General features: G+C 58.5%; 13 protein-coding genes and 1 tRNA gene. 9 read left to right on the forward strand and 5 right to left on the reverse strand.

Features of this window, described 5'->3' with window-relative positions; all coding sequences use genetic code 11:
- Window positions 1-48: 48 nt before the first annotated feature.
- The 3 genes from AKU79_RS17185 to argH all read right to left on the reverse strand — a co-directional run bounded on the left by AKU79_RS17185 (window position 49) and on the right by argH (window position 2801).
- Window positions 49-858: a sugar-transfer associated ATP-grasp domain-containing protein gene (locus AKU79_RS17185; protein WP_156209847.1), complete on the reverse strand. Its 810-nt coding sequence runs from the start codon at window positions 856-858 to the stop codon at window positions 49-51.
- A 168-nt stretch (window positions 859-1026) separates the two neighbouring features.
- Window positions 1027-1152, reverse strand: a complete 126-nt coding sequence (locus tag AKU79_RS19385; RefSeq protein WP_156209849.1) for an argininosuccinate lyase — start codon at window positions 1150-1152, stop codon at window positions 1027-1029.
- A 239-nt stretch (window positions 1153-1391) separates the two neighbouring features.
- Window positions 1392-2801 (reverse strand): argininosuccinate lyase, encoded by a 1410-nt coding sequence (gene argH, locus AKU79_RS17190; protein WP_050524776.1) that lies wholly within the window; start codon window positions 2799-2801, stop codon window positions 1392-1394.
- A gap of 24 nt (window positions 2802-2825) precedes the next feature.
- Here argH and AKU79_RS17195 point away from each other — a divergent pair, with 24 nt between their 5' ends.
- Entirely contained in the window at window positions 2826-3377 is a 552-nt protein-coding gene (locus AKU79_RS17195; protein WP_050524777.1) for a TlpA family protein disulfide reductase, read from the forward strand.
- 149 nt (window positions 3378-3526) lie between these two features.
- Here the strand turns inward: AKU79_RS17195 and AKU79_RS17200 are convergent.
- Window positions 3527-3611 (reverse strand) — tRNA-Leu (locus AKU79_RS17200).
- A gap of 150 nt (window positions 3612-3761) precedes the next feature.
- Between AKU79_RS17200 and AKU79_RS17205 the strand changes: the two genes are divergently transcribed.
- The 8 genes from AKU79_RS17205 to fzlA all read left to right on the forward strand — a co-directional run bounded on the left by AKU79_RS17205 (window position 3762) and on the right by fzlA (window position 14513).
- Entirely contained in the window at window positions 3762-4748 is a 987-nt protein-coding gene (locus AKU79_RS17205) for a complex I NDUFA9 subunit family protein (protein ID WP_050524778.1), read from the forward strand.
- Between the two features lie 18 nt (window positions 4749-4766).
- The gene (locus tag AKU79_RS17210; protein ID WP_050524779.1) at window positions 4767-5570 is read left to right on the forward strand and encodes an undecaprenyl-diphosphate phosphatase; all 804 of its coding nucleotides are present in this window, start codon (window positions 4767-4769) and stop codon (window positions 5568-5570) included.
- Window positions 5571-5757: 187 nt separating this feature from the next.
- Window positions 5758-7194, forward strand: coding sequence for an NAD(P)-dependent oxidoreductase (locus tag AKU79_RS17215; RefSeq protein WP_050524780.1), 1437 nt, complete (start codon window positions 5758-5760; stop codon window positions 7192-7194).
- A 40-nt stretch (window positions 7195-7234) separates the two neighbouring features.
- Window positions 7235-7954, forward strand: a complete 720-nt coding sequence (locus AKU79_RS17220; RefSeq protein WP_231580217.1) for a hypothetical protein — start codon at window positions 7235-7237, stop codon at window positions 7952-7954.
- Window positions 7944-8318, forward strand: a complete 375-nt coding sequence (locus AKU79_RS17225; protein WP_050524781.1) for a hypothetical protein — start codon at window positions 7944-7946, stop codon at window positions 8316-8318. Before AKU79_RS17220 ends, AKU79_RS17225 begins: the two co-directional genes overlap by 11 nt.
- A gap of 67 nt (window positions 8319-8385) precedes the next feature.
- Window positions 8386-12933, forward strand: coding sequence for a glutamate synthase large subunit (gene gltB, locus AKU79_RS17230; protein ID WP_050524782.1), 4548 nt, complete (start codon window positions 8386-8388; stop codon window positions 12931-12933).
- 125 nt (window positions 12934-13058) lie between these two features.
- The gene (gene mtgA, locus AKU79_RS17235) at window positions 13059-13772 is read left to right on the forward strand and encodes a monofunctional biosynthetic peptidoglycan transglycosylase (protein ID WP_050524783.1); all 714 of its coding nucleotides are present in this window, start codon (window positions 13059-13061) and stop codon (window positions 13770-13772) included.
- Between the two features lie 75 nt (window positions 13773-13847).
- Entirely contained in the window at window positions 13848-14513 is a 666-nt protein-coding gene (gene fzlA / locus AKU79_RS17240; protein ID WP_050524784.1) for an FtsZ-binding protein FzlA, read from the forward strand.
- Here fzlA and AKU79_RS17245 read toward each other — a convergent pair.
- Window positions 14510-15904 (reverse strand): nodulation protein NodH, encoded by a 1395-nt coding sequence (locus tag AKU79_RS17245; RefSeq protein ID WP_156209851.1) that lies wholly within the window; start codon window positions 15902-15904, stop codon window positions 14510-14512. The genes fzlA and AKU79_RS17245 overlap by 4 nt on opposite strands.

Below are 15904 nucleotides of genomic sequence, written 5' to 3' on the forward strand. Positions count from 1 at the left end.
ATGCTGGGGCGTGGCGCGATGCGGAGCAAGGGGGAAATGGCAGGTGGTTCAGTGGGCGGCTTTGATTTCTTCAAAAACCGGCGCGAAAGTTTCGTTCAAGATGCCGCGTGCGGTGGCGAATTGGTAAAGCCCGTGATGCGGGTTTGCGGTGCCGCCGATCAGCCGCGCGCCATCGGGGCAAATTGCCAGATCCCAACCCAGCAGCGCATAGGCGCGTTGGCTGTTATGGGCGACGCGCACCGTATCAAGCACGGATTGCCAGTGTGGCAGTGCTGCACCCATCAGATGCACACCGGTTCTAGGGTGGTTGGTTGGCCATTGCGTATCGGTGCCGACGCCTTTGCGCATGCTGCGGACCTTGCCGCTGCCGATGTCGATTTCGCCGATCATACCGCCCGAATGGGGCACGGTTTGCGGCGTTGTCTGGTCGCGCGGAATGGTCCAGAGCGCGTAAAGCACGCGACTGCAACGGCCTTGCCAAACGGTGACCAACCGCAACCGGCTGACTGTCTGGCTGCCGGTTAGGGTAGAGACCTGAGGGTGTTGGGTCAGTGTGTCGCGCGAACAAAGCGGCGCAAGTGGCGGGCTGGCGGCTTTGGGTTTTTGCAGCGCCGCATTCAGTCTGGTTGACCCGAGTTCACCGACAAAGGCGTGTTTTTCGGCTTGGGTCAGGTCGGGGCGGTACACCTCATGCGCGTAATATTCGCGGGCGGTCAGGTAATTCGGGCCGAGTTTGAGCGTATAGATATCGGCGAGTTGGCGCAGGGTGCTGACCTTGTATTTCCGCGCAACGATTTGCTGCGGGGTCAGTTGTGTCGATGGGTGTTGTGCCCCGAGAATGGCGAATGGGTGCGTCATATGCAGCCTTTGCGTTTGCGCGGTTTGCCTTTCGGGAAAGGTGCCGCGCAAATGCAGTGGTAATGCGAAAGGCCTGTGGCGAAACTGCGGCGATTTGTTCAAACCGCGGTTTGTTTCGCAAGGTGTGTGCCGAGAGATCGGGGTGTTCTGCGCTATCCTTGGAACGCTTTAGTTGCCGGTTGTGACGCCTATCGCCGTAGTGCCGGACACGCGCAGGCCGGGGGCGGTGGGTTCGCCATCGGCGCCGCAGGCGACAAGGGCAGAAAGGGTGAGAAGAGCAAAAATCAGGCGCATTGGGTTACCTTTTCAAAAGGGTGACTTAGGGTCTGACGGAAACCCGGGCGCCGGCAATCTTGGCCGTTGCTACCGGGGTTACGGAAATACCATTGGGGCCAATACCGATATTTGTGCTTAGGCCGGGGCTGGAGCACCCGGCCAGCACAAGCGCGGCCAATATAGCGATGGGGCGCATCAAGATGCGAACACGGGTGCGCCGCCCCCTGCGTGTGGTGCAATCGGGTAAGGTTGGGGTTTCATTCAAGGGCCTCTTTCCAGCGCGCGATTTGGGCGCGTACCTGGGTAGGGGCCGTGCCGCCATAGGACATGCGGCTGCGCACCGAGTTTTCTACGCCCAGAACATCAAACACATCGGCGCGAATGCCGTCATGCACCGATTTCATCTGTGCAAGCGTCAGGTCGGGTAGATCAATGCCAGCCTTTTCGGCCATCGCCACAAGCGTACCGGTAACATGGTGGGCATCGCGGAAGGGCATTCCAAGTTCGCGCACCAGCCAGTCGGCTAGGTCAGTCGCGGTGGAAAAGCCGGATGCGGCGGCGGTTTTCAGGTTGTCGCGCAGCGCGGTCATATCGCCCACCATGCCCGTCATCGCGGCAAGGCCGAGCATCAGGCTGTCGGCGGCGTCAAAGGTTTGCTCTTTGTCCTCTTGCATGTCCTTGGAATAGGTCAGGGCAAGACCCTTCATGATGGTGAACAGAGCCACTGTTGCCCCCAGAATACGCCCGAGTTTTGAGCGCAGCAATTCGGCCGCATCGGGGTTTTTCTTTTGCGGCATGATCGAAGAGCCAGTCGTCCATTTGTCGGACAGTTTGACAAAACGGAATTGCGACGAGGACCAGATGACCAATTCTTCGGCAAAGCGGGAGAGGTGCATGGCGCAGATTGAGGAGGCCGACAGGAATTCGAGCGCGAAATCGCGGTCGGATACCGAATCGAGGCTGTTGGCGGTGGGGCGGTCAAAGCCCAAAGCGGCCGCCGTAGCGTCGCGGTCAATCGGGAAGGATGTGCCGGCAAGGGCGGCCGCACCCAGAGGGCATTCGTTCATGCGTTTGCGGGCATCGACAAAGCGCGACCGGTCACGCGCGAACATTTCCACATAGGCCAGCATATGGTGGCCCCATGTGACAGGCTGCGCGGTTTGCAGGTGGGTAAAGCCGGGCATCACCCAATCGGCCCCTGCCTCGGCCTGCGCAAGAAACGCTTTCATCAGTGCCTCAAGCCCGGTGATTGCGGCATCGCATTGGTCACGCACCCACAGCCGAAAATCCAGCGCGACCTGATCATTGCGCGAGCGGCCTGTGTGCAAACGGCCCGCAGGTTCGCCGATGATTTCTTTCAGCCGCGCCTCGACGTTCATGTGGATGTCTTCGAGTTCCACGCGAAACGGAAATTTTCCGCCTTCAATTTCTGACAACACCGTGAGCAGGCCTTCACGGATCGCCTCGGCATCGCTAGACGTCAGGATACCCTGTGCGGCCAACATGGCGGCATGGGCCCGAGAGCCGGTAATATCCTGAGCCGCGAGGCGGCGGTCAAACCCGATGGAGGCGTTGATGGCCTGCATGATGGCGTCATTGCCGCCTTCAAAGCGGCCGCCCCACATGGCGTTGGCGGCTGGTGTTTCGGGTTTGGAAGAATTGGTCATGGGCTTGCCCCTGAGGAGATGAGAATGCTGCGAATAGGTCTTTGCGTCCTTTATACCGCCTTGATGCTTGGTGCAAACCCGGCCTTGGCCGATGTGACTGCGGCCAAGGCCGTGCTGGCGGGCGATATGCGCAAACTGTCGTTTCATGAAGAGGCCAAAGCGGTGCCGGACGAGGTTTTGGCCGATTTGGACGGGGTAGAACACGAGTTGGCGGATTGGCAGGGCAAATGGGTCGTGCTGAATTTCTGGGCCACATGGTGCGCACCGTGCCGCAAGGAAATGCCAAGCCTTGACCGGTTGGCGCAGACTGTGGGTGAAGATGTGGCCGTGGTAACTGTTGCGACGGGCCGCAACCCGCCTGCCGCCGTGACGCGGTTTTTTGAGGAAATCGGGGTGGAGAGCCTGCCCGTGCTGCTGGACCCCAAATCGGCGCTGGCCCGTCAGATGGGGGTGCTTGGCCTGCCGCTGACGGTTATTTTGAACCCCGAGGGGCAAGAAATTGCGCGGCTGATTGGTGATGCCGAGTGGGATGGGGTGAATGCGCGCGCCATGTTGGATGCGTTGATTGCGCCGTAAGGCGGGGCGGTTTTTCGGGGAAAAACCGTGCCTTCGGCGAGGATATTTGAGCCAAAGAGAAATGCGGGGCCTGACCTTGGGCCTTGCATCGGTCTGAAAACAAAGAAACCCAGCAACTGTTTAAAGTTGCTGGGTTTTCTTGGTAGTATTGGTGCCCAGAAGAGGACTCGAACCTCCACGCCTTGCGGCACACGGACCTGAACCGTGCGCGTCTACCAGTTCCGCCATCTGGGCCGGAGGTAGTGAGGGCGATGTAGCCGGACCGTGTGGCGGTGTCAACGGGGGTTAAACAAAAATCATCAGGTCTTTTGTTGCTTGTTTGGAAAGCCTTGTGGGGATATGCAGGCAATCGGATGGAAAGCTTTCCAGATGGAGGCGAGACGGATGAGCAAACTGGTCACAATTTATGGCGGTTCGGGGTTTGTCGGGCGGTATATCGCGCGGCGCATGGCAAAAGACGGTTGGCGCGTGCGCGTGGCCGTGCGCAGGCCGAATGAAGCGCTTTTCGTGCGGACCATTGGGGCTGTTGGCCAGGTAGAGCCGGTTTTGTGCAATATCCGCGACGATGCCTCGGTGCGTCGCGCGTTGATGGGGGCGGATGCGGTTGTGAACTGCGTCGGCACCTTTGACAAAGGCGGCAAGAATAATTTTAAGGCCGTGCAAGCCGAAGGCGCGGGCCGGATCGCACGGATTGCAGCCGAAGAATCGGTTGGCAATTTGGTGCAAATCTCGGCCATCGGAGCGGATGTAGCGGCCGAAAGCGCCTATGCCCGTACCAAGGGCCAAGGTGAGGCGGCTGTGCTGGCGGCGTTTCCGAATGCGGTTATTCTGCGCCCGTCGGTTATTTTCGGTGCCGAAGACGGGTTCTTTAACCGCTTTGCGGGCATGGCAGGCATGGGGCCGGTTTTGCCAGTCGTTGGCGCGAACACACGTTTTCAGCCGGTTTTTGTGGATGATGTTGCCAAAGCGGCGGCTATGGGCGCCGAAGGTGTTGCAAAGCCCGGCGTTTACGAGCTGGGCGGGCCGGATGTGGCGACGTTCCGCGATTTGATGAAGCAGATGTTGGCGGTCATTCAGCGTCGGCGCTTGATCGTGAATATTCCATTTGTGTTTGCGTCCATTATGGGTGCGTCGTTTGACGTGCTGTCGGCCGTGACCGGTGGGCTGATTGCCAACCGCATTTTGACCCGCGATCAGGTGAAAAGCCTGCGCCATGACAATGTGGTGCATGAGGGGGCAAAAAGCTTTGCCGATCTTGGGATCAAGCCGGTGACGATGGACTCGATGCTGCCCGAGTATCTTTGGCCCTACCGCCCCTCGGGCCAATATGCTGCGATTAAAGGCAGCGCCAAGAACCTGCGCAAAATCTGAACCTGAGAGGGGCCTGCTATGGCTGATACCACGCTGGCGGCCCTTTTTCTGGGGGTTCTTGAGGGGCTGACCGAGTTTATACCCGTTTCTTCGACCGGGCATATTTTGCTGGCGGGGCATTTCATCGGGTTTGAAAGCTCGGGCAAGACGTTTGAGGTGGTTATCCAGCTGGGCGCGGTGCTGGCGGTTTTGTCGGTTTACGCGGCAAAGCTGTGGGGCGTGTTTAGCGCCGCCCCGCATAGCGCCGAGGCGCGGCGGACGATTCTATCGGTGCTGATTGCGTTTTTGCCGGCGGTGTTTATCGGCGTGGCTGCGCATGATTTTATCAAGTCGGTGCTGTTTGAAAGCCCGCGACTGATTTCCATCATGTTGATTTTGGGCGGCATCGTTTTGGTGTTCGTGGACCGCTTTGCGCCAGAACCGCGCTATGATGACGCGATGAAGCTGCCGCTTGGGATGGCGTTGAAAATCGGCTTTATTCAATGCCTTGCGATGATTCCCGGGGTGTCGCGTTCGGGCGCCACGATTGTCGGCGCCTTGATGTTGGGCGCGAACAAGCGCGCTGCGGCCGAGTTTTCGTTCTTTCTGTCTATGCCGACGATGGCGGGCGCTTTTGCCTATGACCTGTATAAGAACCGTGATGTGCTGGATGCGAGCGCTGTGAATGAAATCGTGATAGGCTTTGTCGTGGCGTTTATTGCGGCTGTTTTGGTTGTGCGCTGGTTGCTGGGTTATGTGAGCCGCCATGGCTATGCGCTGTTTGGCTGGTGGCGAATCATCGTGGGCGGGCTGGCCCTGGCTGCGCTTTCATTGGGGTATTGAGCGGTTAGGTAAGCTGTGCTTACCTATTATTTGCTATAAATGTGCGGGCGTCGACGTATTTCGATAAAATACTGTCATTTAGGTCAGTCTTGCTGACTTTTATTCCGTTTTGCCGCAAAGTATGAAGTCGCTATTGCCCAAGACCCGCAATACGACCCAGCAAAAGACCCAAAGGGAGGCGCTTAGAATGGCCAAGGAACGGATGCTCCGCTTCGTGAATGTTTCTCGGGAGATGCCCGAAAAGCGTCCGCCAAACTTGCGCGCCAAGGACTTCCACGAAATCTATCGTGATTTTGCCGCCGAAAAAGCCGCCGAGCAAGCCAGCCGGTGCAGCCAATGTGGCGTGCCGTTTTGCCAGTCGCATTGCCCGTTGCATAACAACATTCCCGACTGGCTGCGCCTGACCGCCGAGGGCCGTTTGCAAGAGGCCTATGAACTGTCGCAGGCGACGAATACCTTTCCCGAAGTCTGCGGCCGGATTTGCCCGCAAGACCGTTTGTGCGAAGGCAACTGCGTGATTGAGCAGTCGGGCCACGGCACTGTTACGATTGGCTCGGTTGAGAAGTACCTGACCGATCTGGCATGGGAAAACGGCTGGGTTAAGCCGATCAAACCGGCACGCGAGCGCGCGGAATCGGTGGGGATTATCGGCGCGGGGCCGGGTGGCCTGTCGGCGGCTGATGTGCTGCGCCGCGCAGGTGTGCAGGTGACTGTTTATGACAGCTATGACCGCGCGGGCGGGTTGCTGACCTATGGTATCCCCGGCTTCAAGCTGGAAAAAGATGTTGTGATGCAACGGATTGAGCAGCTGGAGGCCGGCGGCGTGCAATTTGTGCTGAACTGCACAGTTGGCAAAGACCTGACCTTTGATGCGATCCGCGGCCAGCATGACGCCGTGCTGATTGCGACGGGCGTTTACAAGGCGCGCGATTTGGCAGCACCCGGTGTTGGCGCCAAGGGCATTGTGCCCGCGTTGGAATTCTTGACCGCCAGCAACCGCAAAAGCTTTGGCGATGATGTGCCAGACTATGACAACGGTACGCTGAATGCGGCGGGTAAGCGGGTTGTGGTTATCGGCGGTGGCGATACCGCGATGGACTGTGTGCGCACGGCCATTCGCGAAGGGGCGACAAGCGTGAAATGCCTCTATCGCCGCGATAAGGCGAACATGCCGGGCAGCCAGCGCGAAACCCAGAATGCCGAGGAAGAAGGCGTTGAGTTTGTTTGGCTTTCGGCGCCAAAGGGCTTTACCGGTGGCGATAGGGTTGAAGGTGTGATGGTGCAAAAGATGCGTCTGGGCGCGCCGGATGCATCGGGCCGCCAGATGCCCGAAGTGATTGAAGGCGCGGATTATGTCGAGCCTGCCGATCTTGCCATCATGGCGCTGGGGTTCGAGCCCGAAGACTTGCCGACGCTGTGGGGCCAACCTGAATTGGGCGTGACCCGTTGGGGGACGATCAAGGCCGATTTCAAAACTCATGCGACCAATATGCAAGGCGTCTATGCTGTCGGCGACATTGTGCGCGGGGCCAGCCTTGTGGTTTGGGCCATTCGCGACGGGCGCGAGGCAGCCGAGGCGATGTTGGAGTATATGGCGCAGGAAGCCGTGGTTGCCGCTGAATAAGCGCGGCCACACCAACCACCAAGTGGGAAAGGATGCTGCAATGACCAATGCTATTTTGTCGCTCTGCCGCTCCATCATGCCGGTGGTTTTGGGGGCGATAATGCTGCCCGTGGCAGGCCATGCGGGCAGTTTTACGCCGCCCGCAGGCTGTACGGGGTGGCTGACGGTGCAAGGGCGCGCCTGCCGTGTTTCGAACTTTTACAAATGCACGCAGGATGCGCCGGGCGATCAGTGGCGCACCGATTTTGACCAAGAGGGTTTGTTTTTTGCCAGCCGCACCGACAAGGAGGGGCAGTGGGTGGAAAGCATCGATATGAACCCGATGGTGCGCCAGACACTGGTTCCGGGGGCCGCAGACCCTGCGTCTTTTACCGAGCTGCTGGGCGGGGCGGATACCTTTGCCTTTTCGCTGCGCCGTGATGATGGCGGGGCCTCGGATGTGCAGGGTTTTGACCGGTTGACGGGTAGAACGGTTGTGATTGACGGGGTTACCCTGCAAGAAACCCAGTTCGAATTTGCCGAGACCAAGACGGATGGTTCTGTCGTAAAGTCGCGCGGGAATGAATATATCAACGCGGATTGGCGGCTGTTTTTCGCGGGCCCGTCGGAATGGAATGATGGCAGCGGCTATGTGCCGATGGATGGCAGCCCGTTGCAGTTCATCTTTCCGGGTGAGCCAGGGTTTTTCAGCACCGAGCCACTGTTTGAATGCGACGCGATCCTGAGCAGCTATTCCAAAGAGGCGGCGCATGGAAATTGAGCTGGAAATCGGCGAGTTTTACACCAGCGAGCAAGACGGGTTTGACCCTGTTGTGATCTGGGTAGGCCGTATCGATTTGCCCGACGATCTGGGCGGTGTGGCAGCCGAACCAACGCTGAGCCTGATGGTGCGCAGCCCGGAAGAGGGCAGCCAAGTGATTGAAATGGCACCGTTCTGGCAAAGTGTTGTCATGACGGCCGAGTTTATGGAGGCCGACCCGTTCTATGTGGATGAGGCGGTTTTCGAAGATAACTACCACGTTTGGCGCAGTGCCTATGATCAGGGCGAGGCCTTTCCTTGGACGATGTCGCCCAATGAGGTTTACGCCAAGATGATGTCTGATTTCGAAGAGGCGGACGAATGAGCCGCGCTTTTCAGGGCAAATTGCCCGCCCAAGTTTTAAATTTCGATCCTTCCGAAGGAGTGACCCAATGACAAAGACACCGGTTTATGACGCAGCCTGGGTGGCCGCAGAGGAAGCAAAGCGCGCCTATATGGACACGCACAGCCTCTATAAATCCGAGGATGAGCATTCGTCCTGTGGGGTTGGGCTTGTCGCGTCGATTTCAGGGAAACCAACGCGCAAAGTGGTTGAAAACGGCATCAACGCGCTAAAGGCGATCTGGCACCGTGGCGCGGTTGATGCTGATGGCAAAACCGGCGATGGCGCGGGTATCCATGTGCAGATTCCTGTCAAGTTTTTCTATGACCAAGTGCGGCGCACGGGGCATGAGCCTGATACCAAAAAGCTGATCGCGGTGGGGCAGGTGTTTTTGCCACGCACCGATTTTGGCGCGCAAGAACGCTGCCGGACCATCATGGAAACCGAAGTTCTGCGGATGGGCCATTACATTTACGGCTGGCGGCATGTGCCGGTAGAAACCACGGTGCTGGGCGAAAAGGCCAATGCAACGCGGCCGGAAATTGAGCAGATCCTGATCCGTTGTGACAAGGATATTGACCAGGACCAGTTTGAGCGTGAGCTGTATATCATCCGCCGTCGCGTGGAAAAAGCGGCTAGCGAGGCGCATATTGCAGGCCTCTATCTGTGCAGCCTGTCGTGCCGGTCAATCATTTACAAAGGCATGATGTTGGCCGAACAGGTCGCCGTTTTCTATCCTGACCTGATGGATGAGCGGTTTGAGAGTGCCTTTGCGATTTACCACCAGCGCTATTCTACCAACACGTTCCCGCAGTGGTGGCTGGCCCAGCCTTTCCGCATGCTGGCCCATAACGGCGAGATCAACACGTTGAAAGGCAACGTGAACTGGATGCGCAGCCATGAAATTCGTATGGCGTCCAACACGTTCGGCGACATGGCCGAGGATATCAAGCCGATCATTCCGGCAGGCACGTCCGATTCGGGTGCGCTGGATGCGGTGTTTGAGGTGATGGTACGCTCGGGCCGCAATGCGCCGTTTACCAAGACGATGCTGGTGCCGGAAGCCTGGAGCAAAGCCACGACCGATATGCCCAAAGCCTGGGCCGATATGTATGCCTATTGCAATGCCGTGATGGAGCCGTGGGACGGCCCTGCTGCGCTTGCCATGACCGATGGGCGCTGGGTGTGTGCCGGGCTTGACCGTAACGGTTTGCGCCCGATGCGCTATGTTGTGACCGGTGACGGCCTGCTGATCGCAGGGTCCGAGGCGGGCATGGTACCGGTTGATGAAAATATCGTGCGTGAAAAAGGCGCGCTTGGGCCGGGGCAGATGATTGCTGTCGATCTGGCCGAGGGCAAGCTGTACCACGACACGCCGCTGAAAAACAAACTGGCCGCAGCGCAGCCGTTTGGGGACTGGATTGAAAAGGTTGTTGATCTGAACAACCTGCTGCATGACGTGCCAGAGGCTGCCGAATTCAAAGGGGCCGAGTTGCGCAAGCGCCAGATTGCAGCGGGCTATTCGCTGGAAGAGCTGGAGCAGGTGCTGGCCCCGATGGCCGAAGACGGCAAGGAAATGATCGCGTCGATGGGCGATGATACGCCGGCGGCTGTGCTGTCCAGCATCTACCGCCCGCTGTCGCATTTCTTCCGCCAGAACTTTAGCCAGGTCACCAACCCGCCGATTGACAGCTTGCGCGAAAGCCGCGTGATGAGCCTGAAAACGCGGTTCGGGAACCTGAAAAACGTGCTGGACGAAAACAGCAGCCAAACCGAGATTCTGGTGCTGGAAAGCCCGTTTGTCGCCAATGCCGAGTTTCACGCGATGATGGAGCATTTCGGCGATACCGTGTCGGTGATCGACTGTACCTTCCCGCGTGACGCGCATCCTGACCGTTTGCGCCAGTGCTTGGAGCGTATTCGCGCCGATGCCGAGGATGCCGTGCGCTCGGGTGCCGGGCATTTGGTGCTGACGGATGAACACCAAGGGCCGGACCGCGTGGCCATGCCGATGATCTTGGCGACCTCGGCTGTGCACAGCTGGCTGACGCGCAAGGGGCTGCGGACGTTCTGTTCGGTCAACCTGCGGTCGGCGGAATGTGTTGACCCGCATTATTTTGCGGTGTTGATCGGTTGCGGTGCGACCACGGTAAACGCTTATCTGGCGCAAGACAGCCTTGCCGACCGGATTGACCGCGGCCTGCTGGAAGGCAGCCTGACTGATGCCGCGCGGCGCTATCGTGATGCCGTCGATGCGGGTCTGTTGAAGATCATGGCCAAGATGGGGATTTCGGTGATTTCCTCGTATCGTGGCGGCTTGAACTTTGAAGCTGTGGGCCTGTCACGCGCTATGGTGGCCGAGTATTTCCCAGGTATGCAAAGCCGGATTTCCGGGATTGGCGTGTCGGGCATTCAGCGCAAGCTGGAAGAAGTGCACGCACGCGGCTGGCTGGGCGGTTCGGATGTGCTGCCAATCGGCGGTATCTACAAGGCGCGGCGCTCGGGTGAAAAGCACGCTTGGGAAGCGCAGACGATGCACATGCTGCAATCGGCCTGTGACCGCACCAGCTATGACATCTGGAAACAGTATTCGGCCGCGATGCGGGCCAACCCGCCGATCCATTTGCGCGACTTGCTGGATATCAAATCGCTGGGCAAACCGGTGCCGATTGAAGAGGTGGAAAGCATCACCTCGATCCGCAAACGCTTTGTGACGCCAGGGATGTCACTGGGGGCGCTGTCGCCCGAGGCGCATAAAACGCTGAACGTTGCGATGAACCGTATCGGTGCGAAATCGGATTCGGGTGAGGGCGGTGAAGACCCCGCGCATTTCCTGCCCGAGGCGAATGGTGACAACCCGTCTGCGAAAATCAAGCAGGTGGCCTCGGGGCGCTTTGGTGTCACGGCGGAATATCTGAACGCCTGTGAAGAGCTGGAAATCAAGGTGGCCCAAGGGGCGAAACCGGGTGAAGGCGGGCAGTTGCCGGGGATGAAGGTTACGGCCTTGATCGCGCGGTTGCGCCATTCGACCCAAGGCGTGACGCTGATTTCGCCGCCGCCGCACCACGACATCTATTCGATCGAGGATTTGGCGCAGCTGATCTATGACCTGAAGCAGATCAACCCGCGGGCCAAAGTGACGGTCAAGTTGGTGTCATCTTCGGGTGTGGGGACGATTGCGGCTGGCGTGGCCAAGGCCAAGGCCGATGTGATCCTGATTTCGGGCCATAACGGCGGCACGGGTGCCAGCCCGGGGACCAGCATCAAATACGCTGGTTTGCCATGGGAAATGGGCCTGACCGAGGCGCATCAGGTGTTGTCGATGAACAACCTGCGCGAACGCGTCACCCTGCGCACCGATGGTGGTTTGCGCACGGGCCGTGATATCGTGATGGCCGCGATGATGGGGGCCGAGGAATACGGCATCGGTACCGCTGCCTTGATCGCGATGGGTTGCATCATGGTGCGTCAGTGCCAAAGCAACACTTGCCCCGTAGGCGTCTGTACCCAAAGCGATGAGCTGCGCAAAAAGTTCACGGGCAATGCGGATAAAGTGGTCAACCTGATCACCTTCTATGCGCAAGAAGTGCGTGAGATTTTGGCAAGCATCGGCGCGCGGTCAATGGATGAGGTGATCGGGCGGGCGGATTTGCTGAGCCAGGTTTCGCGCGGCTCGGCGCATCTGGATGACCTTGATTTGAACCCGTTGTTGATTACCGTCGATGGCGCGAACCGGATCACCTATGACCGCAGCAAACCGCGCAATGCGGTGCCGGATACGCTGGATGCCGAAATCATCCGCGACGCCGCGCGCTTCTTTGAAGATGGTGAAAAGATGCAGCTGTCCTATGCCGTGCGCAACACGCTGCGCACTATCGGGACACGGGCCTCTAGCCATATCGTAAAACGGTTTGGCATGCGCAACAGTCTGCAAGAAGACCACCTGACAGTGAAACTGTCGGGGTCTTGTGGGCAGTCGCTGGGGGCGTTCGCTGTGCGGGGCATCAAGCTGGAAGTCTATGGCGACGCCAATGACTATGTCGGCAAGGGCCTGTCGGGGGCGACCATCACGGTGCGGCCGCATATGTCCAGCCCGCTGGATGCATCTGCCAACACGATTATCGGCAACACGGTGCTGTATGGTGCGACTGCCGGGAATCTGTTCGCCAGTGGCCGCGCGGGTGAGCGGTTTGCTGTGCGCAACTCGGGCGCGTCGGTGGTGGTTGAGGGCTGTGGCACCAATGGTTGTGAGTATATGACCGGCGGTGTGGCAGTTATTCTGGGCAGCATCGGGGCCAACTTTGGTGCCGGTATGTCGGGCGGTATGGCCTATCTTTATGATCCCGACGGCGTGGCCGAAGAGTTCATGAACGTGGAAACGCTGGTGACCTGTGCCGTCAGCCATCCGCATTGGGAGGCGCAGCTGAAAGGCCTGATCCAGCGTCATGCTGACGAAACCGGCAGCCTTAAGGCCAAGGCGATCCTGAACGATTGGGCGGAAGAGCGGGCGAATTTCCTGCAAGCCTGCCCGAAAGAAATGCTGGTGCATTTGCCGCATCCGCTTTCGGATGAACGCGAGGCCGTGCCGGCCGAGTAAGCCAGTGCGCAAGCACCTATGATTTCAAACCCGGCGGAGCAATTCGCCGGGTTTTTCTTTTCTGCGGCTACGTTTGGGGGGCAGTCCGCGCTTGATCGCGGCTGGGCTTCATGGCTTAACAAGGCATGGTAAAACGCACCCAGAAAAAACCAAATCCGACCCGCCCGCGCCTGTTGAAATGGCTTATGCGCTGGGTGTTTCGGCTGATTGTCGGCGCGGCGCTGGCAATGGTGGCGCTGGTGCTGCTGTTTTCTGTCGTGAACCCGCCAACCACGTTTTACATGTGGCAAGAGGGGCAGCGCCTTGGCAAGGTAAAGCAGGAATGGGCCAGTCTGGATGAAATCGCGCCGGTGATGCTGCGGTCGGTGGTGGCGGCCGAGGATGCGAATTTTTGCCTGCACTGGGGGTTTGATATGCAAGCCATTCGCGCGGCGATTGACGCGGGTGGCAATCGCGGGGCGTCCACCCTGACCCAGCAGGTCGCTAAGAATGTGTTTTTGTGGCAAGGCCGAACCTATACGCGCAAGGCGTTAGAGGCGGTTATTACGCCTGTGATCGAGATGATCTGGTCCAAGCGCCGGATTTTGGAAGTTTATCTGAACGTGGCCGAGTTTGACCAAGGCGTGTTTGGCGTCAAGGCGGCTGCGGCCAGCTATTTTGCTGTCGAGCCCGCAGACCTGACGGCGGTACATGCTGCACGGCTTGCGGCTGTTTTGCCTGACCCGAAAGACCGCAATGCCGAAAAGCCGAGTGCGGCGCTGCGCAAACGGTCAGCCGCGATTTTTGACGGCGCGGCCACCATCCAAAGTGACGGAAGAGCCGCTTGTTTTGAGCCTTAATCGGCAAGTGGGATTGAAATCTCTGCAAATTGGCAGATAAGTGGCCTATTCCTTTTTGCCGAAAGATTAGACGCGATGAACCGACTTTACCATTTCCCGCTCTCACCGTTCTGCCGCAAGGTCAGGTTGACGCTGGCCGAGAAAAAGCAGGAAGTGGAACTGGTGGAAGAGCGTTATTGGGAACCGTCTGCCGATTTTCTGCGCCGGAACCCCGCGGGCAAGGTGCCGATTTTGAAAACCGACACCAAGATGCTGACCGAAAGTCAGGCAATATGCGAGTATCTGGAAGAAAAATTCCCGACACCGGCATTGATGCCGCGTGACGTGGACGGCCGGTTTGAGGTGCGGCGGCTATGTGCTTGGTTTGACGACAAATTCCATTCCGAGGTGACGTCGAACCTGCTGTATGAGCGGGTGAATAAAAAGGTAATGAAGCTGGGCTATCCTGATAGCAAAGCGGTGAAGCAAGGCGCGAGCCGGATCAAATACCATCTGGATTATATGGCCTGGTTGCTGGATCAGCGGCGCTGGCTGGCGGGGAATGAAATGTCGCTGGCCGATTTTACGGCTGCGGCGCATCTGAGCTGTCTGGACTATATTTCCGATGTCGACTGGAACCGGTCGAGCAATGTAAAAGATTGGTATGCCAAGATAAAATCGCGGCCATCGTTCCGGCCGTTGCTGGCCGATCAGGTGCCGGGTTTCCCGCCACCATCGCATTACGCCGATCTGGATTTTTAGGAACTGCGCCAGTCGTTGAAGCCGTAGCCCATGTAATCGCGACTATAGGCATCGCGCGTCGCGGCCTCAATCTCGGCATCGTAAATCTGGGCCAACAGATCGCGCGAAGGGTCGGGCAAGGCGGGGATCGCCGGACACGTGGCCCCGATTTCAGCGGCGAGAAAGCCGAGGCCCATCGGCAGGCTATCTTCACGCAATACAAGGTCGGGGCCTTGGAACTGCGCGAAACCCTGCAAAACAGCGGTTTGGCTGGCGAAATGCGGGTCGATGCGCAAACCCGATTGCCCTGCGACGTTCAGCTTTAGAAAGCGCAGAAAATCGACGAAGGCTTGGCGGTGATCATGCAGCGACATCACCTCACCTACCTTTGGCAAAGCAATCCTATAGGTTTTGATCAGCCCTTCGCGGATCTGTGGCAAAGCGCCGCCCAAGATGCGGTTGCAAAAACCGGCATGGGCGCGGGCCACGGGGTGGCGCAGCACGGTAAAGCTTCGGTGATTGGGGTTTTTGCGCAGCCATTGGCGCAGCGATTTTTGGTTGAATTCGGCGGTGATTGGGCCAAGGCCGGTTAACCATTGGGTCACGGCGTCTTCGGGGCCACCACGCAGGGGCATATAGAGCGCCGAACCTGCCGCCAGAAAAGACGGAATGGCCGGTGCGCGGCGCGGTTCAAAATTTGGCGTGCGCGACAGGTTGAAACGATCAAGCTGCGACAAGGCAGCAGCCATTTCTTCAAAATTTTCAACCTTTTCCGAGATATCCTCGGGGTTTTGCTTTTTCAGCGTGTCATCGGGCGCAGCAAAGGTCGCATCAACACCCAAAAACCGGGCGAGGCCGTTCAGAACATCGGTGTCGTTGATGTCTTCATAGTCGATGTAAAACGCGGTTTGGCCGCTGGTTTGCAGCCCATGCATCAAGGCAAGCTGGAATTCCTGCAACTGCGCCAAATGGGCGGTGAATTCCGGCCCGTCAAACTGCGCCTTGGCGGTTTTCAGGCGTTTTGCTTGGGTCAGCTTCCATTGGCCCGTGGCTTGGGCGATTTTCAAGCTGACATAGCTTTCGACCGGATTGCGGGTCAGGATGATTTTGGCACAACGTTCGTCGGCCAGAACCAGCGGCAAAACGCGGGGGTCGTGATCGTGGAAATAGCGAAAGCCGGTCAGGCCGGGGCCCTGCGCGCGCATTTGGCGCAACAACAGGGTTGGGTCAGCCTCGCGTTGTGCAAGGGTGACGCCAAACGCCGCTTCCTGATTCAGTTTGCCGATGAAATGCGGGTTAAACGCCTCACCATAGCAGGCGGTATCGGGCAGGGTGTTCAGGTTGGCCTCAAGAAAGTTGCTGCCGGTGCGCATCTCGGCAAGCAAGACAAAGCTATCAAATTTCCGTTCCAA

The organism is Pseudorhodobacter wandonensis, assembly GCF_001202035.1.
In the GTDB taxonomy this organism is placed as follows: domain Bacteria; phylum Pseudomonadota; class Alphaproteobacteria; order Rhodobacterales; family Rhodobacteraceae; genus Pseudorhodobacter; species Pseudorhodobacter wandonensis.